Source organism: Millisia brevis NBRC 105863 (genome assembly GCF_001552615.1).
Taxonomy (GTDB): domain Bacteria; phylum Actinomycetota; class Actinomycetes; order Mycobacteriales; family Mycobacteriaceae; genus Millisia; species Millisia brevis.
Map to the genome: position 1 here is coordinate 272197 of NZ_BCRN01000003.1, position 19344 is coordinate 291540.

Annotated in this window: 17 protein-coding genes; 13 read left to right on the top strand and 4 right to left on the bottom strand. The window is 69.5% G+C overall.

Going from position 1 to position 19344, the window contains the following annotated elements; translation table 11 throughout:
- Positions 1-3 precede the first annotated feature (3 nt).
- Entirely contained in the window at positions 4-1347 is a 1344-nt protein-coding gene (locus MB1_RS06040; RefSeq protein ID WP_084350997.1) for an aspartate aminotransferase family protein, read from the bottom strand.
- A gap of 83 nt (positions 1348-1430) precedes the next feature.
- Between MB1_RS06040 and MB1_RS06045 the strand changes: the two genes are divergently transcribed.
- A complete protein-coding gene (locus tag MB1_RS06045) occupies positions 1431-2363 on the top strand; it encodes a LysR family transcriptional regulator (protein WP_066904768.1) in 933 nt (310 codons plus the stop codon).
- Positions 2364-2427: 64 nt separating this feature from the next.
- Here the strand turns inward: MB1_RS06045 and MB1_RS06050 are convergent, their stop codons facing one another.
- Positions 2428-2916 (bottom strand): TetR/AcrR family transcriptional regulator, encoded by a 489-nt coding sequence (locus MB1_RS06050; protein ID WP_066904770.1) that lies wholly within the window; start codon positions 2914-2916, stop codon positions 2428-2430.
- A gap of 82 nt (positions 2917-2998) precedes the next feature.
- Between MB1_RS06050 and MB1_RS06055 the strand changes: the two genes are divergently transcribed.
- The 11 genes from MB1_RS06055 (at position 2999) to MB1_RS06105 (ending at position 13915) form a co-directional block, all read left to right on the top strand.
- A complete protein-coding gene (locus MB1_RS06055) occupies positions 2999-4132 on the top strand; it encodes an FAD-dependent monooxygenase (RefSeq protein WP_084351065.1) in 1134 nt (377 codons plus the stop codon).
- A gap of 49 nt (positions 4133-4181) precedes the next feature.
- Positions 4182-5204: a FecCD family ABC transporter permease gene (locus MB1_RS06060; protein ID WP_066904772.1), complete on the top strand. Its 1023-nt coding sequence runs from the start codon at positions 4182-4184 to the stop codon at positions 5202-5204.
- The gene (locus tag MB1_RS06065) at positions 5201-6253 is read left to right on the top strand and encodes a FecCD family ABC transporter permease (RefSeq protein ID WP_084350999.1); all 1053 of its coding nucleotides are present in this window, start codon (positions 5201-5203) and stop codon (positions 6251-6253) included. Before MB1_RS06060 ends, MB1_RS06065 begins: the two co-directional genes overlap by 4 nt.
- 43 nt (positions 6254-6296) lie before the next feature.
- A complete protein-coding gene (locus MB1_RS06070) occupies positions 6297-7088 on the top strand; it encodes an alpha/beta fold hydrolase (protein ID WP_066904774.1) in 792 nt (263 codons plus the stop codon).
- Between the two features lie 513 nt (positions 7089-7601).
- Positions 7602-8129: a hypothetical protein gene (locus tag MB1_RS06075; protein WP_066904776.1), complete on the top strand. Its 528-nt coding sequence runs from the start codon at positions 7602-7604 to the stop codon at positions 8127-8129.
- A 26-nt stretch (positions 8130-8155) separates the two neighbouring features.
- On the top strand, positions 8156-8944 hold the full coding sequence (locus MB1_RS06080) for a hypothetical protein (protein ID WP_169801606.1): 789 nt from the start codon (positions 8156-8158) through the stop codon (positions 8942-8944).
- Between the two features lie 90 nt (positions 8945-9034).
- Positions 9035-10348 carry an HNH endonuclease gene (locus MB1_RS06085; RefSeq protein ID WP_066904780.1) on the top strand — a complete coding sequence of 438 codons (1314 nt, stop codon included), beginning with the start codon at positions 9035-9037 and terminating at the stop codon, positions 10346-10348.
- Positions 10349-10448: 100 nt separating this feature from the next.
- Positions 10449-11516 carry a lactate/malate family dehydrogenase gene (locus tag MB1_RS06090; protein WP_066904781.1) on the top strand — a complete coding sequence of 356 codons (1068 nt, stop codon included), beginning with the start codon at positions 10449-10451 and terminating at the stop codon, positions 11514-11516.
- Complete coding sequence (locus MB1_RS06095) at positions 11513-11983, top strand: ACT domain-containing protein (RefSeq protein ID WP_066904783.1); 471 nt, start codon at positions 11513-11515, stop codon at positions 11981-11983. Before MB1_RS06090 ends, MB1_RS06095 begins: the two co-directional genes overlap by 4 nt.
- 82 nt (positions 11984-12065) lie before the next feature.
- Positions 12066-12683: a hypothetical protein gene (locus tag MB1_RS06100; RefSeq protein WP_066904785.1), complete on the top strand. Its 618-nt coding sequence runs from the start codon at positions 12066-12068 to the stop codon at positions 12681-12683.
- Positions 12680-13915 carry a flavin-dependent oxidoreductase gene (locus MB1_RS06105; protein WP_066904787.1) on the top strand — a complete coding sequence of 412 codons (1236 nt, stop codon included), beginning with the start codon at positions 12680-12682 and terminating at the stop codon, positions 13913-13915. The genes MB1_RS06100 and MB1_RS06105 overlap by 4 nt, the downstream gene beginning before the upstream one ends.
- Positions 13916-13925: 10 nt before the next feature.
- Here the strand turns inward: MB1_RS06105 and MB1_RS06110 are convergent, their stop codons facing one another.
- Entirely contained in the window at positions 13926-16073 is a 2148-nt protein-coding gene (locus MB1_RS06110) for a heavy metal translocating P-type ATPase (protein WP_157083931.1), read from the bottom strand.
- A gap of 296 nt (positions 16074-16369) precedes the next feature.
- On the opposite strand from MB1_RS06110, the gene MB1_RS06115 reads away from it, so the two are divergent.
- Positions 16370-18055 carry an ABC-F family ATP-binding cassette domain-containing protein gene (locus tag MB1_RS06115; protein WP_066904789.1) on the top strand — a complete coding sequence of 562 codons (1686 nt, stop codon included), beginning with the start codon at positions 16370-16372 and terminating at the stop codon, positions 18053-18055.
- On the opposite strand, the gene MB1_RS06120 is transcribed toward MB1_RS06115, so the two are convergent.
- A complete protein-coding gene (locus MB1_RS06120) occupies positions 18000-19319 on the bottom strand; it encodes an MFS transporter (RefSeq protein WP_066905042.1) in 1320 nt (439 codons plus the stop codon). The genes MB1_RS06115 and MB1_RS06120 overlap by 56 nt on opposite strands.
- Positions 19320-19344: the final 25 nt, after the last annotated feature.

Genomic DNA, 19344 nt, shown 5'->3' on the forward strand with positions numbered 1-19344 from the left:
CGCTCAGGCGGTGACGTCGCCGATCGCCGCGTCGAGAATGTCGATCCCCCGCTCGATTTCGGATTCGGACGCGGTCAGCGGCGGCGCGATCCGGAAGGTGCCGCCCATGCCCGGCAACTGCACGATGTTCATGTGCAGGCCCAACTCGGCGCAGCGGCGGGTCACCGCACTGCCCAGCGCGTCTGCGGCCGCGGCGTCGTCGCCGGCGACCAGTTCGAGCCCGACGAGCAGCCCGCGCCCGCGCACGTCGCCGATCACCGAGTGCTTCCCGGCGAGCGCCCACAGTCCGTCCTGCAGCAGCTTGCCCAAAACCCGGACCCGCTCGTCCATCCGGTCGCGGGTCAGCACGTCCATGACGGTATTGCCCACCGCCGCGGGCAGCGGATCGTTGAGGTGGGTGGTGAAGAAGAGGTAGCCGCGGTCGTGAGCCTGCTGCTCGATCTCCGCGCTGGTGACCACCGCGGCGAGCGGCAGTCCGGCGCCGAGGGTCTTCGACAACGTCAGGATGTCGGGCACGACGCCGTCGCGTTCGAAGGCGTACCAGTCGCCGGTACGACACAGGCCCGTCTGGGCCTCGTCGAGGATCAGCAGCATGCCGCGCTCGTGACACTTGTCGCGCAGCGCCGCGAGGTAGCCCGGCGGAAGGTCGATCACGCCACCGGAACTGAGGATCGGCTCGATCAGGCAGGCGGCGAGGTTGCCGGTCGACTGCGCGTCGATCAGATCGAATCCGAAATCGAGTTGCCGCTTCCAGTCGAGCTTTCCGTCGGCGTCGACGATGTCGGGGCGGAACCGGTCGGGCAGCGGCAGGGCGAAGTTGCCCGGGGCGACCGGGCCGTAACCGGCGCGGCCGGCGACGTAGGTGGCGCCGGCGGCCGCCTGGGTCATCCCGTGCCAGGACCGCACGAAGGAGACGACCTCGAACTTGCCGGTGACCAGCTTGGCCATCCGGATCGCCGCCTCGTTGGATTCGGCGCCGGTGCTGAGGAAGAAGGTGCGGTCGAGAGGCGCGGGCAGGCTCTCGACCAGCTTGCGCGCGAGGTCGACCACCGGCCGTGACAGCATGCCGCTGTAGATGTGGTCGAGCCGACCGATCTGCTCGCGCACGGTTTCGACGATCTCCGGATGCGAATGGCCGAGGATCGCGCTCATCTGCCCGGAGGTGAAGTCGAGCAGTTCGCGCCCGTCCTCGGAGTAGACGAAGCTGCCCGCGGCGCGGTCGAAAACGCCCGGGGTGTAGTCGCCGCGACCGGCACACCGGATGAGGTAACGGGCTTCGTCGGTGCCGGTGCCGGTGTCGGTGTCGAGGCCAGTGCCGGTGCCGCCGGGAACGCTGCGATCTGCCATGCCATCGACGCTAAGCGCCGCGTTTGTGCACGTCAATCACACAATTACGATCACGCTGTTCGATAGAACCGCACAATGGGAGCATGCTCAATCCCTGGCGACTGCGGATGCTCGGCCTGCTCGACGATCTCGGGACGGTGCGGGCGGTGGCCGAGGCCCTGCACCTGAGCCCGTCGACGGTCTCCCAGCAGCTGGCGCTGCTCGAATCCGAAACGCGCAGTCGACTTCTGGAGCGATCCGGCCGGCGGGTGCACCTCACCCGGGCGGGCGCCACGCTCGCGCGCCGCGGTCGGGAGATCCTCGACCGGATGGCGGAGGCCGAGGCGGAGTTGCGGTCGCTCAACAACGAGCCGATCGGCACGGTGCGGCTCGGCGTCTTCCAAAGTGCGATCCACACCCTCGCGGTTCCGGCCGCCACCCGGCTCGCGGGGACCCATCCGCATCTGCACGTCGAACTGATCGAGTCGGAGCCCCACGAGAGCGGGCCCGGGCTGGCCGCGGGTGAGCTGGACGTGGTGGTCACCACGACCGATCACATGGCCTTCCCCTGGGACCGCGACCTCGACATCGTGCCGCTCGGCGTCGACCAGGTGGTCCTCGTCCTCCCCGAGAACCACCCGTTGGCGCTGCGCCGCGTCGTCGATCTGGCGGCCTGTTCCGCCGAGACCTGGGCCTGCGACCGTTCGGGAACCTATATGGCGGACCTGACCCAACGACTCTGCCGGGAGGCGGGGTTCGAACCGCGGGTGGCCTGCCGCTTCGGCAACTATCTACTGATGGTGCAGCATGTCGCGGCCGGGCATTCGGTGGCGCTGCTGCCCGCGCTGGCCGTGCCCGCGCACGCCGACGTGATCACCCGCGAGCTGACCGGACCGGTGCGCCGTCATATCGCGGTCGTGACGCGCCGCGGCGGCGCGCCCCGATCGGCGGTGGAGGCCGTCGTCGGGGCGCTGCTCGACCACCCGGACATCCCGACGCTGACGAAGGCGAACTCGGCTACCCCGCAACGGCGCTGACCGAGTCTCTCGCCCGATGCCGCCGATTCACCCCGCGGCGGACGCAGCAGGCTTACCCCACCGATCACCGATCGACCGTGAGCATCGCGATCAGTGGCGTCGGATCCAGAGTGGTCTCACCGCGCAACAGCGCGTCGAGCACCAGTCCGTCCAGTGCGGCGACCAGACGGCGGGCGACGTCGGGAGCACATCCCGCGTCGATCAGCGTCGCCACAAAGACATCCCGGCCGGCGACGAGCCGGTCCGCCAACTCGGGGCGCCCGAACGCCAGCAGGGTCAACTCGTAGCGCGCACGGGTCACGGTTCGCTGCGGCCCGAGCCACCGCGCGCATACCTCGGCCGGGCTCTCTCCGGGCCGCGGGCGGTCGACGTCGACGAGATGAGCGACCAGCGCGTCGAGGAAGCCGTCGAACGAGCCGAAGTGATAACGCACGCTGCCGTGCGGAACCGCGGCCCGATCCTCCGCGGCCCTGGCGGACGCGCGCGCCGACCCGACAGTGCCGAGCAATTCCAGGCCGGCATCCAGCAAGCGTTCACGCGAGCTCTTCTCCACATGGAGAAGTTTAGCTACGCTATTTCTCCATGTGGAGAAATCGAGCGACCGGCGTGTGCGCCCCATCGCGGGAGGCGACGCCGTGAAGGTGGTGGTGATCGGCGCCGGCGTCGGCGGTCTTGCGGCCGCCATCGGCCTGCACCGGGTGGGTGCCGAGGTCCAGGTCCTGGAACGACGGGGCGGCCTGCCCGCCGAGGGGTCGGGGCTGACGCTGTTCGGGAACGGATTCACCGCCCTCGACACCATCGGCGCCGGCGACGCGGTTCGCGCCGTCTGCGCTGCCGAGGCGGCGGGGCGTATCGGCGGAATCCGGCGGCCGGACGGTACCTGGCTGATGCGCACCGAGGTACCCGCCGACTCCCCGATCCGGGTGGTCCATCGCCGGGATCTGAGCCGAGCGCTGGCCGGCGTGCTTCCGCCGGATTCCGTGCGGTGGTCGTTCGCGGTGGACAGCGTCACCGACACCGGCGATCGGGTGATCGTTGAAGGCGCGGACGGCAGCGCCGTGGACGCGGACCTGGTTATCGCCGCCGACGGTATCGACAGCGCGGTGCGACGGTCGTGGCCGAGTGACCCGCGGGTGATCGACGCGGGCTATGCGGCGTGGCGGGCGGTCACCGATCGGCCCGTCGACATCGGCGGCTCGGCCGGCGAAACCTGGGGCACCGGGCTGCGATTCGGATACGCGCCGCTCCGGCACGGTCGGGTGTACTGGTTCGCCGTTGTCGGCACTCGGCACGACACCGCCGATCCGGTCGAAGCGCTCGGTCGGTTCGCCGGCTGGCACGATCCGATCGGCGCGATCCTGGCGGCCACGGCCCCGGATGCACCGTTTCGACTCCCTATCCGGGCCCTCGATCGCCCCGCCCCGACCTTCGTTCGGGGTCGCACCGTCCTGCTCGGCGACGCCGCCCACGCGATGACCCCAAACCTCGGGCAGGGCGCCAATCAGGCCCTGGAGGACGCGGCCACCCTCTCGGTCCTGCTGCGAAAAGTCGTCGACGGGCCGGCCGCGCTGTCCGAGGTCCTGGCGCACTACAGCCACCTGCGTCGCCCGCGGGTGGCCGCGCTGACCCGGCAGGCCCGCCTGATCGGATCGGTGGCCCATGCGCCGTCGCCGCTGGTTCCGCTGCGCGACGCGGTGATGCGCCTGATTCCAGCCGATCGGGCCCAACGGCAGGCGGACGCCCTACAGGGGTGGCAGCCCCCGCGATAGACGCGCGGGCCACACCCCGCCGCCGCCGACAGTTGGTTAGCATCACCTAATGCTTACCGCTCGGTCCGGCCGGACCACGGTGACCCTTGTCGCCCTGCTCGTGGCTATCGGCTTCGCCGCGCTGCTCTCACTCGCCGTGGGCGCGCGGTCGATCCCGCTGGTCGACACCTGGAACGCCCTGATCGGGAACCCCACGCCGAATGTTCCCGACGCCGGAGAACTGATCTGGGGACAACGCTTTCTGCGCACCGCCCTCGCGATCGTGGTCGGTCTGGCGCTCGGCGCCGCCGGCGCGCTGACGCAGGGACATACCCGCAATCCGTTGGCCGACCCCGGATTGCTCGGGGTGAACGCCGGGGCGGCGCTGGCCGTGTGCGCGGCGACCTTCACCCTCGGCTTCAGTGACCCGGCGGTGCTGTCGATCGCCGCGTTCATCGGCGCCGGTCTGGCGGCGTCGGCGATCCTGGCGATCAGCGCCCGCACCTCCGGGTCCGCGCCGCTGGTGTTGCTGCTCGCCGGGGTGGGCCTCAACGCCGCGTTGATCGCCTTCACCTCCGCATTGGTGTTGTCGGACAACGCGACCCTGGAGACCTGGCGCTTCTGGACGGTCGGCTCGGTCAACGGCCGCACCACCGACACGCTGACCGTCGCGGCCATCCTGATCGCGTTCGGCCTGCTGGCCGCGCTGATCAACGCCGGTTCGCTCAACGCCTCCACCCTCGGCGACGACCTCGCCACCTCGCTCGGCGGCTCCCCCGCCGCCTCCCGCACGACCGGTCTGTTGACGATCACCCTGCTGACCGCGGCGGCCACCGCGGCATGCGGGCCGATCGCCTTCCTCGGCCTGGTCGCCCCCCACCTCGCCCGGCTCGTGTCGGGCCCCGACTACCGCACGATGGTGCTGCTCGCGGCGCCGATCGGAGCGCTGATGCTGCTGATCTGCGACGTCCTGGGCCGCATCGTGGCACCGCCCGGCGAGGTTGCGTCCGGGATCATGGTCGCCCTCATCGGCGCACCGTTCCTGATCGTCCTGCTCAACTCGACCCGCATGTTTGCGAGCGCCCGCCGATGACCACGCTCACCCCCGAGGGGTCCTTCGTTCGGCGCGGTCGCCGCGCCTCCGTGCGCTGGCACCGCCGCACCCTCGCCTGGGCCACCGGCCTGGGACTGGCCGTCGCCCTGATCGGCTACGCCGGCATCGGGATCAGCGAATTTCCGTTGAGTCCCGTCGATGTCGGGCGCATCCTGCTCGGTGGCGGCACCAAACCGGAGAACTACGTCGTCTTCGATGTGCAGGTACCCCGGGTGTTGTTGGCGGCACTCGCCGGCTTCGGCTTGGCGATGTCCGGGGCGCTGACCCGGACGGTGGCCCGCAACCCCCTGGCGACCCCCGATCTGATCGGCATCACCTCCGGGGCCACGGTCTTTGCCGTGCTGGCCATCGGCTTTCGCGATACCTGGGGCAGCGCGCTGGCGTCGATCGGCACCGTATCGTCCGCGTTGCTCGGTGCGGCATTGACCGGTTCGGCGGTCTTCGCGCTGGCCGCCCGACGCGGTTTCGACCCCTTCCGACTGGTGCTGACCGGCGTCGCGTTCACCTGGTTCTGTCAGGCGCTGGTGACCTACCTGCTCACCCGGGCGGATATCTACGACGTCGCCACCGCACAACGCTGGATGGTCGGCTCGGTCGCCAACGCGACGATGGACCGAGTGATTCCGGTTGCCGTGCTCGTCCCGTTGGCCGTGGTCGCGTGCATGCTGCTCGCCCGGCACCTGCGGGTCTACCCGCTGGGCGACGATTCCGCCGCTTCGCTGGGGACACAACCGAATCGCACCGCGGCGATCACCTTCGCGCTGGCGGTCGTGGTGGCCGCCGTGTGCACCGCGGTCGCCGGCCCGATCGCCTTCGTGGCACTGCTGGCGCCGCAGGTCGCGGTGATGGTGACCCGCTCCCCCACCCCGATTCCCTGCACCGCCGGCTGGGTGGGTGCGCTGCTGGTCGTCGCCGGGGATCTGTTGACCCGCACGCTGCTTCCGCCGGGGTTGGCGGTCGGCATCGTGACCGCCGCCATCGGTGGACCGGCGTTGGTGGCCCTGTTGTTGGTGCGGATACGGCGCTGAACCGGATCCCCCGTGGTTCGAAATACGCTGAAGGAGTGGTGACATGACGGTGCTCGAGATCGCGGGCGCGGACCTCGAGGTGGTGCGCTACGGCCGTGCCGGGAGCCGTCCGGTGCTGCTGCATCACGGCCTGGCCGGTTCGGCCGCCTTGCCCCCGCAGTGGTTGGAACTGGTGGCCGACGCCGACGTCGAGATCATCGCGATCGCCCGGCCGGGATACGGGCTGTCGGCACCACGCGAGATGGCGGATATCGCCGCCTGGGCGCCGATCGTCGGCGAACTATTGGATCGGTGGGCGCTCGATTCCGTGGGGACCCTGGGCATCTCGGCCGGTGCGCCGTACAGCTATGCGCTCGCCGCGTCGCTGCCGGATCGGGTAGCGCGGGTGGCGATCACCAGCGGCTTGGGCCTGGTGAACGAGCGGGAGACCCGCGCGCTCTATCCCGAGCCGTCGCCGACACTGTTCGAATGGTTCGGCACCGCATCGTTCGAGGAGGTCGCCCAGTTCTGGTCGAAGAACTTCTCCGCCGGGCTGGCCGATCTGCCCGACGATCATCCGTGGCGCACGGTGATCGGGGACTCCCTCGCCCACGACGCCGCCGGCCCGGCGCGCGAGGCGATCCTGCAGCAACGCCCGTGGGGATTCGCAGTCGAGGACGTCACTGTGCCGGTGCAGTTGTGGCATACCCGCCTCGACACCGACGTTCCGTTTGCGACCGCGGAGATCGTCGCCGCCCGCATTCCGGGGGCGATCCTGCACGAGCACGACGACCCCGCGCACATCCCCACCGAGAAGACCCTGCACACCGCCCTGACCTACGCGGCAGGCGGATAGCCGCCGAGCGGGAGCTAATATGACCCCCGTGCTGGAGGGGGGTCCGGATGGGTGAGCTCGATGTCGACCTCGATGTGCTCAGGTGACGTCTATGCGGCGAGTCAAACCGTCTCTTTCGCGAAGCCGACAGGGCGGTGTCCGTGTTGCACTATCGAACAGCTCGCATCAAAATTCGGGGCAATCCAAACAAGCTCAACGATGCGTACGAAGTGGCGAAAAGGGAACGATAGCCGGTTCGGATCGTTTCTGCGTCTCGGCAACTCTCGCCTTCGCACTTGTGGTCGGAGGATGCGGATCCCAGCAGCCGACCGACCAATCCGGTCCAAGCACTGTCGAAGCGTCGGATACTACCTACACCAACGTGTGGTCAACCGATGAGCACACTGACATTGGAAGCCGCCCGGCGGAGTTGATCCGCGCAGCCTACGAGGCGTCGAAACTCGCCTCCTACCGGGGAATATCCAACTCGTATCCCGGTTACGAGTCGGCGCTGGTTATACACAGCCGCGGGGCGTGGAGGGCCGGGAAATCACGGATATCTTTGTCGCGCCGTCACAGGTCACTAGCGCCTGGCCACCGGCACAGACCGAGTTCAACCACCTGGTAGAGCTCTCCGAATCCGACGCCACTGTTTCCGGGGTGGTCTGTACGTACAAGCTCTTCGAGGAGCCCCGCTACAACGCCACTCTCGAAGGCGGATCGATCGTTACGGCCATCACGTTGACCAGAGACGACGATCCCGATGGCGACTCCGGAGGCCGGGACGACGACCCGGAGCGGGCGCTGACGGACCATCGTCTCCCGTCGTGGAATGTCTTCACGGGGTGGAGAATCGATCAGTTGCACCTCGTGGGTCGGACGGCGCTTCGGGACGACCCGCAGGCCACATGCGCACGCTGGATGAGCCAGCAGTTCCCCGACCACGTCTATAACGACGTCGGCCTGCTCGTCCCACCGCGCACCTACGGCGACAACCCGCCCACCATGCCCGTGCAACCGCAGTACCCGGAGTGGATTCCCCCGGCGAGCGCGGATCGATGAGGATCTCCGGACTCGGTAGGAGCGGATTGCTCGTCGCCGTCTCGCTGGTCATGGCAGGGTGCGGTAGTTCCGGGCCGTCCGAACAGGCAGGCGAACGCAACGGCACTCCCACGCCGACGGATGTCACTTTTCACAACGTGTGGTCCGCCGGAGAGGGAATCGATCTGGGGAGTCGCTCCGCGGAATTGGTACGTGCCACCGCCGAGGCTGCCGATATGGCGTCCCTGCGGGGGATCGCGGCCTCCTACCCGGGCTACGAATCGGCCCTCGCGTCAACGGAACCCAGAGACAAGGTTGGTTGGCAGATCAGCGGCACCTACGTGCCCACAGGTGACGGGCGAAACACCTGGCCGTCCCCGCCGACGTCCTTTCAGCACCTCATGGACGTCTCGTCGTCCTCGGACGAAGTGACCGGCGTGGTCTGCACGTACAGCGTCCTCGAGGAGCCCCGATACAACCCCTCCCTCGAGGGCGGATACACAACAACCCTGATCCGATTGACCAGGAACGATCAGCCAGACGGCCCGGTCGGAACGCCCGACGACGACCCGAGTACAGCCCTCCCGGAACACCGCATCCCCTCGTGGAATGTCTTCGAGGGATGGACCATCGAGCAGTTGTACCTCGACGACAACTCCAGCCTGCACGACGAACCCCGAGCCGGGTGCGCACGCTGGATGAATCAACAGTTCCCCGACCACATCTACAACGACGCCGGCCTACTGGTCCCATCCCACACCTACAGCGACAACCCGCCCACCATGCCCATGCGACCGCAATATCCGGAGTGGATTCCCCCGGCATCCACGGCATAGGTACAGGCCAGCTATCCACAGCCCGTCGACTATCCCCAGTTCGGGATTCGAGTCCGTTTTGTGTCGGACCCCATCGATACAATCGAACACATGAGCGAATGGGGTGGCGATGGCGAGGCGACACCCGAGCGGGTGGCCGCCTGGACGGAGGCGATCATTCGTTCGGCGGGCCCCGGGGCGGATCCCGCATGCATCGACCTGATCCAGTCCCTCCGCCGGCTCACCTGCGCCGCCGAGGGCCTGATCGCCACGGCGACCGCCACCTTCGCCGCCGGTCAGCGCGGTGACGTGCCGCCATCGGATGAGCGGCGCGAACGAGTCGATCGGAACATCGCGACGCAGATCGGACTCGCTCGACGCGAATCCCCGCGCCGCGCCCGCATCCATGTCGGCCTCGCAACGGTGCTCACCACCGAGATGCCGCATACCTTCGCCGCCTTGCGCACCGGGCGGATCAGCGAGTGGCGCGCGACGATCATCGTGCGCGAGACCGCGTGCCTCACCCGCGAGGATCGCGGAAAGATCGATGCGCAGATCGGCGCCGACCCGGGGCACTGGGAGACGCTGTCGGACGGACGCACGATCGCCGAGCTGCGCGCCATGGCCTACGAGGCCGACAGGGAGCACTTCGTCCTCGCCCGCCAACGAGCGGTCAGGGATAGGCGCGTGACGTTGCGGCCGCTACCGGCCGGGATGGCGCGGCTGTCCGCGACGGTTCCGTTGGTCGACGCGGTCGCGGCGTACGCCGGACTGGAACATGCGGCCACCGGCGCCCGAGGCCGCGGGGACGATCGATCACGCGGGGCAATCATGGCGGACACCCTTCTGCATCACCTGACCGCGGGGAACGGTCCGGCCGAGCGCCCGGTCGTGCCGATAGCGGTGAACCTGTTGATCTCGGACACCGCCCTGCTGGGCGACGGTAACGAGCCGGCCCAGTGCGAACGTTTCGGACCGATCCCCGCCGATCTTGCCCGGGACCTGGTCGGGGTCGCGGCAGATGCGGATCTTGCCACCCTCCGCCGGGTGTACGGCAGTCCGAAGTCGCTGGTGGCGATGGAATCGAAGGCGCGCTGCTTCCCCGCCGGACTGGCCCGACTGATCCGGCTGCGTGATCGGACCTGCCGAATGCCGTTCTGCGACGCACCGATTCGCCACATCGACCATATCGTTCCCGCGGCGCGCGGGGGACCGACAAGTTATGGGAACGGCCAGGGACTGTGCGAGTCCTGCAATCACGCGAAGCAACCCCACGGTTGGTACAGCCACGTCCGTCACCGTCCGGACGGACGACATCAGGTGGAGACCACGACTCCGACCGGGCATGTGTACCGCAGCCCCGCACCGACACCGCCCCGTAGCGGCGTTCCCGCACCTCCGCGGGAGGAGCGGCGGTCGGCATGATGCGGAACGACGATCGGCGCCGCACCCGGGTGACGGGGCTCACCGGTCGACGGGAAGGACGGACACATCGTCGACACATGGCGCACGTAGCGTCGGAGCCATGGACGTCGCGATCCTCGGGGCGACCGGAGACGTGGGTCGCCAACTGTGCACCCAGCTCCTGCTTCGCCGAGTACTCCCCCACACCTCACGTCTGCAGCTTGTCGGGCGCAGCGGCGGATCGAGCGGCCGCGCCTGCGCCGGCCTGCGCAACGATCTCATCGACGCGTTCGACGAGATCGCCCCCTGGATCGATGTCGCGCTCTCCCCGGACGAGTTGGTCGCCGACGTCATCGTGATGACCGCCGGCGCCACGGTGGGTGTGGGCGGCGGGTCGGTCTCCCGCGAGCAGCTTGCCGAACGCAACGCCGAGGTGTTCAGCACCTACGCCGAGGCACTCGCGCGGCACGGCTCCGGGCAGGAGGTCGTGATCGTCGTCTCCAACCCTGTCGAGTTGGGGGTCGCGGTCTTCGCCGAACACCTCGGCCGCCACCGCGTCATCGGCATGGGCGCGTGGCTCGACACCCTGCGCTTCCGACGGGAGATCGCGACGACGACCGGGGTACACCGGCAGCAGGTCGGCGGATTTGCGGTCGGCCAGCACGGCGAGGACCTCGTCCCGCTGTGGTCGACGGTTCGACTGCAAGGCATGCACCCCGCCGAGTCGGCCGCATTGCTCGCCGAGGTCCGGGGCGACCGGGACCTGGAGGACTACGCCCGCGAATTCGACGTCGCCAAGAAGAAGCTCGCCAAGATGGAGGGCGGCGCTCCCGAAGCCTTCCGGTACGTCGAGAGCCTACCGCCGGATGTTCGAACATCGTTGCGGCCGTGGCTGACCCAGAATAGTGGCGCCAAGACCGCTTCGGCGACCGCCGCCGCCACGATCGACCTGATCGAGGTGGTGCTCGGCGGGCGCGAGATCGTCGTGGCCGGGCAGGTTGCCCTCGACGGGGAGATCGCACTCGGCGGAGCGCCCTTCACCGGAGTGCTCGGCGTTCCGGTCGTGGTCGGTCCGAACGGCTGGTCTTCGGTGCTGCTCGGCGATCTCGCCGACGACGAAACGCGGCGGCTCGAACGCACGGCCGCCCGCATCGGCGACGCGGTCCGCCCCTGGGTGGCTGCGGCATGATCGGCTCCTGGGTCGTGCAAATGGTGGGTATCGACCGGCCGGGCACGGTCACCGCGATCACCAACGTCTTCTCGTCGCGGGGCGTGTCGTTCGCCTCCCTGGTCACCGGCAGCGGTCCGCGCGACGACGGCACGGCGATCACGATGACCTTCCACGCCACCGAGGCGCGGGCCCGTCAACTCGCGCGCACCCTGTCCCGGTTGGCGCAGGTGGATGCGGTCGATCTGCGGACCGCGGACGACGAGGCGGTGCGGGCCACGGCGGTGGTGCTGATGCCGGCCGGCGAGGGTTTCCAGCCCGATCGACACGCCACCGTCAGCTGGTCCGGGGAGGCCGAGCTGGGGCAACCGGTGCTGGTCGAGGGCCAACTGCGTCAGGTCGAGGGAGTTGTCGCCGATGCCCGCAGGCGCGGCGCGGTCGCGACCGCCGTCGTGATCCTGCCGTTGGAGAGCTACCCGGTGACATGACCCCGCACATCCCCCTCCATCTCGGACGCTACTCTGGTTCACATGTAGGCGATCGAACCGGAACCAGGGGGGAGTTATCGGTGTGCAACAGGGGAATCAACGCCGGACGACGACCGGCGCAGCCGATTGGATAGCGCAACAGGCATCGGGGGCGTGCCTCGATTCTGTCGACATCGCCGACTTCGCCGACCCGATGACGCGGGTGCTGCTCGGCGGTGACGGTTCGACGACCCTCGCGCTGGAGGCCCTCCTGGGCGTCCGGCTCGAGGTACGAGTGCTGCATCAGGACGTCATGGATTCTGCCCGGCTCCCGGAGCCGATGGGCCGCCTCCTGCGCTCCGACGAAGACGCGACCGGCACCGTACTGATGCGGTGGTCACAGCTGATGGACACGCGCGGACGGGTGGTCTCGGCCAACTATGTGGCGGTCGGGGGCCCGACCACACCCACCGCGGAGGCGACCGACCCCGCGGGCATCGGGCGGCTCGACCGGCCGATCGGGCATTCGATTCGGGCGGCGGGCACCTCGCAACGCCGCGACATCGTCACCACCGGAACGGACCGCTGGCGCGACGGTCGGCGCTGCGCCACCCGGAGCTATCTGATGGACATCGCCGGAAGCCGCCGCTGCTTCATCCGCGAATCGTTCAACCCGCACCTGGTCCCGGCCGATCTCGCGGAAACGGAGCGTCCCGCATGACGGTGGTGATCGTCGGCGGCGGCATCGGCGGGCTGACCGCCGCACTGAGTCTGCATGCGGTCGGTGTCCCGGTGCGGGTCCTCGAGGCGACCGCGCAGTTGCGCCCCCTGGGCGTCGGGATCAATCTGCTGCCTCACGCCACCGCCCATCTGACCGAGCTCGGACTCGGAAAAGCCCTGGCGGATACCGCGATCGCCACGTCGGAGGTGGTGCACCTCGACCGCTTCGGCAACGAGATCTGGCGCGACCCTCGAGGCCGCGCGGCCGGGCACAACCACCCGCAGTATTCGGTGCACCGCGGGGATCTCCAGCAGATCCTGCTCGACGCGGTCCGCGAGCGGATCGGCCCCGGCACCCCGAGCCTCGGGATGCGCGTGCTCGATACCCGAAACGACACCCACCGCGCCGTCTGCCGGGTCCACAACCGCCGCACGGACACCATCGAAGAGATCTCCGGCACGGCGGTGATCGGCGCCGACGGGATCGCCTCCGCCATCCGCCGGACGCTGTATCCCCATGAGGGTGAACCGCTCTGGGGCGGTGTTCGCATGTGGCGCGGTACCGCCGCGGCGCGGCCCTTCCGCACCGGTTCGTCGATGGTGATCGCGGGCAGCAACCACGCCGCGAAGTTCGTGATGTACCCGGTCCGCCCCCGGGCCGGCGAAGATGGCAAGTCGCTGATCAACTGGGTCGCGGAGGTTCGCACCGATCGGCCGGGCGCGGCCCCGGAGTGGAACCGCACCGGCCGACTCGCCGACGTCGCACCACATTTCACCGGCTGGCACCCGGCGGGCGTGGACATCTGTGGATTGGTGGCGGCCACACAACACATCCTCGAGTATCCGATGGTCGACCGTGATCCGCTGCCGCGGTGGAGCTTCGGTCGCATCACCCTGCTCGGAGACGCAGCCCATCCGATGTATCCGGTCGGCTCCAACGGTGGCTCGCAGGCGATCCTCGACGCCCGCGCGCTGGCCGAATCCTTTGCGGCGACCCCGAACACCGGGGAGCCGGCGAGCATCGATGTGCCGAGTGTGCTCGCCGACTATCAGAGCAGGCGTCTCGACAGCGCGAACGCGGTAGCGACAGCCAACCGCGATATCCCGATGGACCGGGTCCTGCGCCTGGTCGCCGAACGGGCCCCGCACGGCTTCGACGCGATCACCGATGTGCTGACCGCCGCCGAGATCGAGGCCCTCGGCGGCAGCTACCGGCACACCAGCCGGGGGTGAGCGGCCCGAATCACCGGCCCGGGCGCAGGTTGACCCGGCGCAACAACTGGGCATTGACGGCCACGACCACCGTCGACACCGACATCAGGATCGCACCGACACTCATCGGCAGGATGAAGCCGATCGGCGCGAGCACACCGGCCGCCAACGGCACCGCAGCCAGGTTGTACCCCGCTGCCCACCACAGGTTTTGCACCATCTTGCGGTAGCTCGCCCGCGACAGTTCGATCGCCGAGACCACCGAGCGCGGGTCGGAGCCGGTCAGCACCACCCCGGCCGAGGCGATCGCCACGTCGGTACCCGCACCGATGGCGATTCCGACATCGGCCGCCGCCAGCGCGGGTGCGTCGTTGACGCCGTCGCCGACCATGGCGACCACCCGGCCCTCGGACTTCAGCTGCTCGACCACCCCGGCCTTGTCCTCGGGCCGCACCCCGGCGATCACCCGGTCGATGCCGATCTCCGCGGCGACCGTGTCGGCCACGGATTGCGCGTCGCCGGTGACCATCACGACCATGACGCCCTGATCGTGCAATTGCCGCACCGCTTCCGCCGATTCGGGGCGGATGCCGTCGACCACGCGCACCGCGCCGATCACCCGATCGTCGGCGACGACGTGCAGCACGCTCGCACCGGCATCACGCCACGGTTGGGTACCCGGAAGAGCGGCCGCGCCCACCTCGTCGAGCAGCCTCGGTCCCCCCACCCGCACCCGCACGCCGTCGACGGTCGCGGTGACCCCGACCGCGGGCGAGGAGGAGAAGTCGGTGGCGGCGGGCACGGTGATCGCCGGGCTGTGGTCGCTCGCGGCCCGCACGATCGCCCGGGCCAACGGATGCTCGCTGTCGGCTTCCGCCGCGGCGGCCAGGGCGAGCACCCCGGCGCTATCGGAGCCGTCGGCGGCGAGCACCTCGGTCACCTCGGGCTCGCCCAACGTCAGCGTGCCGGTCTTGTCGAACAGGACGGCGTCGACCTGGCGCATGCGCTCGAGCGCGAGCCGGTCGGTGACCAGGATGCTCATCCGCGCGGCCCGCTCGGACGCGATCGCTACCACCAGGGGGATCGCCAGGCCCAGGGCGTGCGGGCAGGCGATGACCAGCACGGTGATCGTCCGCACGATCGCCGAATCCGGCTGTCCGATAACGGTCCACACGATCGCCGTGAGCACCGCCGCACCCAACGCGTACCAGAACAACCAACCGGCGGCGCGGTCGGCGAGCCGCTGCGCCCGCGTGGACGATCGCTGGGCGTCGGCCACCATCCGCGCGATGCCGGCCAGCGCGGTCTGGTCTCCGGTGGCGGTGACGGTGATGCGCACCCCGGAGTCGGTGGCGACGGTGCCGGCGACCACGGAATCACCGATCCCCCGTGCGACCGGTGCCGATTCGCCGGTGATCATCGACTCGTCGAAGCTCGCGGCGCCGTCGATGATCGTGCCGTCCGCCGGGACGGTCGCGCCGGGCCGAACGATCACGGTGTCGCCGACCGCGAGATCGGCCGGATCGACCGGGACGACCTGTCCGTCGACCACCTTCTCCGCCCGGTCGGGCAGCAGCGCGGCCAGCGAATCGAGAGCCGAGGAGGTGCGGGCGAGCGCGGCCATCTCGATCCAGTGACCGAGCAGCATGATGACCACCAGCAGCGCCAGTTCCCACCAGAAGTCGAGGTCGTGCGGCAGCAGACCGAGCGCAGCACCCCAGGACGCGACAAAGGCAACGGTGATCGCCAACGCGATCAGCAGCATCATTCCCGGTGCGCGGGAGCGGATCTCGGAGACCGCCCCGGTCAGGAAGGGGCGGCCGCCCCAGACGTACATGACCGTTCCGAAGATCGGTGACACCCACTCGATCCCCGGGATATCGGGGAGGGTGTAGCCGATCAGGTCGGCGAACATGCTGCTGGCCAGCACAACCGGAACTGCCAGCGCCAGCATGATCAGGAAGAGGCGCCGGAACATCGCGACGTGACCACCGTGCCCGCCGTGACCGCCCATGTCGTGACCGCTCATGTCGTGCCCGGACATGCCGGCCATATCGTGCCCGGCGTGCATGTCGTGCCCGGCGTGCATGTCGTGGCCGGCGTGCATGTCGTGCATCTCATGGCCGGCGTGATGGTGCATGTCGGTCGCGGCGCCGTTCGGTTCCTTGCTGTCACCCATTGGATGCCCCATATCCGCCACCATACCCCTAGGGGGTATATCCGCAAGGGGTCCGGCGGCCCCTCGGCGTGCGACGTTCCGTAAATCACTGGAGTTCCCCGCGAGCGACGTGCCATGCTGGAGAAGTTGTTGTTCCCGAGTACGAGGTGTCGTCCTTTGTGAGTTGTGTCGAGTCCGCCGCGCCCATCACCGGCGCCGATCTCGTCATGCCTCACCGCGCGACCCCGCCACGGATGCGTCCGTAACGCTCCGGGTCGACGAATCGGCGCGAAAGCCCACTCCCCTCGGAGGTTTTCGTGACCCACTCCCCCACTGCCACCGTCACGGTGACCCGGCTGTCCTTCGCCTGGCCCGACGGCACCACGATCCTGTCGGACGTGACCACGGCGTTCGGCGCCGGCCGCACCGGTCTGGTCGGCCTCAACGGTGCCGGGAAGTCGACCGTACTGCGGTTGATCGCCGGTCTCCTGCAACCGATATCCGGGTCGATCACCGTCTCGGGCACTGTCGGCTACTTGCCCCAGCAGGTGACCCTCGACGCGGACACCACCGCCGCCGACCTGTTGGACATCACCGCCAAGCGGCGGGCGCTGCGGGCGATCGAGTCCGGCGACGCCGACCCCGCCCACTTCGAGATCCTCGGCGACGACTGGGATATCGAGGCGCGGGCCCGCGCCCAGCTCGACGAGGCCGGGCTGTCGGCGGTATCGCTCGATCGTCCGATGACCGAACTGTCCGGCGGGGAAGCGATCCTCACCGCCCTGGTCGGCTTGCGGCTGGCCGCAACGCCGATCGTGCTGCTCGACGAGCCGACCAATAACCTCGACCGCGACGCCCGCGCCCTGCTCTACCGCATGGTCGACACCTGGCGCGGCGCGCTGATCGTCGTCAGCCACGATCTCGAACTGCTCGACCGGATGACCGATACCGCCGAGCTGCGGGACGCGGACCTGCGGATCTTCGGCGGGCCCTATGCGGCCTATCGCGAACAGGTCGAGACCGAGCAGGCCGCCGCGCGCCAGGCCCTGCGCACCGCGGAGCAGAAGCTCGATACCGAGAAGCGCCAACGCGTCCAGGCCGAAACCGCGCTCGCCCGGCGGGCGCGGACCGGCCGCAGGATGGCGGAGAGCAAGAGTCTGCCGAAGATCCTGCTCGGCGGCCGGAAGAACTCGGCCGAGGTCACCGCGGGCAAGGTGCGCGGGTCGATGGAGGCGAAGGTCGACGCGGCGAAGCGGGCGGTCGAGGAACGCGCGGACAGCGTGCGCAGCGACGACCACATCCGCATCGACCTGCCCGATCCGCGGGTCCCCACCGGCCGACAACTCGCCCGGTTCCGGACGGCAGGCACCGATACAACCGACCGCTCCCTGACGATCGTCGGACCGGAACGGATCGCGCTGGTCGGGAGCAACGGCGCCGGCAAGACCCGACTGCTCGAACGCCTGCTCGGCCGGGTGCCCGACAGCGGGGAGACGACGGGCGATCCGACCTCGGGCGAGGTTGGCGGCGAGGTATTCACCCGGCGTATCGGCTATCTCCCGCAGCGGATGAATCACCTCGACGACGCCGCCTCGATCCTCGACACGGTGCGCGAGGTGGCGCCGCAGACCCCGGAGCAGGACGTCCGTGCTCATCTGGCCCGCTTCCTCTTCCGCGGGGACAGCGCGCTGCGACCGGTCGGATCGCTGTCCGGGGGCGAGCGGTTCCGGGTGGCCCTGGCGCGGTTGCTCGTCGCCGATCCCCCCAATGAGCTGCTGATTCTCGACGAGCCGACCAACAACCTCGACATCCACAGCGTCGACGAGTTGGTCGACGCGCTGGCCGACTACCGCGGCGGGCTGATCGTCGTGAGCCACGACGACCGGTTCCTCGCCCGGCTGCAGCCGGACCGGTGGTGGCGGCTCGACCGGTCGACCGGTCTGACCGCTATCGACCCGCTCGAGCCGGCGCCCGCACCGGAAGGATCACCAGCAGGCCGATGAGCAGCACCGCCGTCAAGCCGAGAACGCCCGCCTTCTCGGAACCGAAGACGACCTGGAAGGTGGAGAACGCCAGCGGCGACAGGAAGGTCACCGCGCGGCCGGTGGTGGCGTACAGGCCGAACATCTGGCCCTCCACCCCCTCCGGCGTCATGCGGGCGAGGTAGCTGCGCGCGCAGCTCTGGACGGCGCCGGGGAAGAAGCAGAGCGCCAACCCCAGCGTCCAGAACATCGTCGGACCGGAGACGAAGAAGAGGGTGAAGCCGACGGCGACCATCGCCGCCAGCGAGCCGACGATCACCGGCTTGGGACCGATCAGGTCGTCCAGGCGGCCGCCGACCATCGCGCCCAGGGCGGCGATCACGTTGGCGGCGATGCCGAAGATCAGCACATCCCCGGCGCCGACGCCGTAGACGGTGACCGCCAGCACCGCGCCGAAGGTGAAGACGCCGGCCAGACCGTCCCGGAAAACCGCGCTCGCCAGCAGGAACCAGACCGTATTGCGGTCGCGCTGCCAGAGGGTTCGAATATCGCGCCCCAGGCCTCGATAGAGCTCGGCGGTCGAGGGCTTGGGCGCGGACCGGTCGACCCGGGGCTCGTTTTCCGGCATGGTCACGAACAGCGGGATCGCCGAGAGCAGGAACCAGACCGCGCACAGCAGGGCGATCACCCGGATGTTGAGGCCGTCGTCGGTCGGGATGTTCAACAGGCCGCGCGTATCGCCGTCGCCGGCGATGAAGCCGAGGTAGCAGATCAGCAGCAGCACGATGCCGCCGAGATAGCCCATCGCGAACCCGAAGCCGGAGACGCGGCCGACCGTCGCCGGCGTCGAGACCTGCTGCAGCATCGCGAAGTACGGCACCTGGGCCAGCTCGAAGGTCACCGACCCGATCGCGAGCAACGCCAGTCCGAGCCACAGATAGCGGTAGTCGTCCCGCACGAAGAACAGCGCCGCCACCAGGATCACCACGGCGAGCGTCAGCAGGATCAACGACCGCTTGCGTCGCCCCAACTCGTCCGAACGGCGCCCGGCCACCGGCGCCGAGAGCGCGGCGATCGCGGCCGCACCGGCGAGGAACCACCCGAGCCAGGTGCTGGCGGGGGTACCGCCCGGCAGGTCCGCGCCCACCGCGTCCACCAGATAGACCGAGAAGACGAAGGTGAGGATGACGGCGTTGAACGCCGCGGAACCCCAGTCCCACATCCCCCACGCGAAGATGCGCGTACGCATCGACGCCTCCGGAGCGGTCCGTGCTGCGTCGACCATGTGGTGAGCGTAGGTCACGAATTCG

Coding starts and splice junctions, on each gene's coding strand:
- MB1_RS06040 (WP_084350997.1), bottom strand. CDS start 1,347: ATGGCAGATCGCAGCGTTCCCGGCGGCACCGGCACTGGCCTCGACACC.
- MB1_RS06045 (WP_066904768.1), top strand. CDS start 1,431: ATGCTCAATCCCTGGCGACTGCGGATGCTCGGCCTGCTCGACGATCTC.
- MB1_RS06060 (WP_066904772.1), top strand. CDS start 4,182: ATGCTTACCGCTCGGTCCGGCCGGACCACGGTGACCCTTGTCGCCCTG.
- MB1_RS06065 (WP_084350999.1), top strand. CDS start 5,201: ATGACCACGCTCACCCCCGAGGGGTCCTTCGTTCGGCGCGGTCGCCGC.
- MB1_RS06070 (WP_066904774.1), top strand. CDS start 6,297: ATGACGGTGCTCGAGATCGCGGGCGCGGACCTCGAGGTGGTGCGCTAC.
- MB1_RS06085 (WP_066904780.1), top strand. CDS start 9,035: ATGAGCGAATGGGGTGGCGATGGCGAGGCGACACCCGAGCGGGTGGCC.
- MB1_RS06090 (WP_066904781.1), top strand. CDS start 10,449: ATGGACGTCGCGATCCTCGGGGCGACCGGAGACGTGGGTCGCCAACTG.
- MB1_RS06095 (WP_066904783.1), top strand. CDS start 11,513: ATGATCGGCTCCTGGGTCGTGCAAATGGTGGGTATCGACCGGCCGGGC.
- MB1_RS06105 (WP_066904787.1), top strand. CDS start 12,680: ATGACGGTGGTGATCGTCGGCGGCGGCATCGGCGGGCTGACCGCCGCA.
- MB1_RS06110 (WP_157083931.1), bottom strand. CDS start 16,073: ATGGGTGACAGCAAGGAACCGAACGGCGCCGCGACCGACATGCACCAT.
- MB1_RS06120 (WP_066905042.1), bottom strand. CDS start 19,319: ATGGTCGACGCAGCACGGACCGCTCCGGAGGCGTCGATGCGTACGCGC.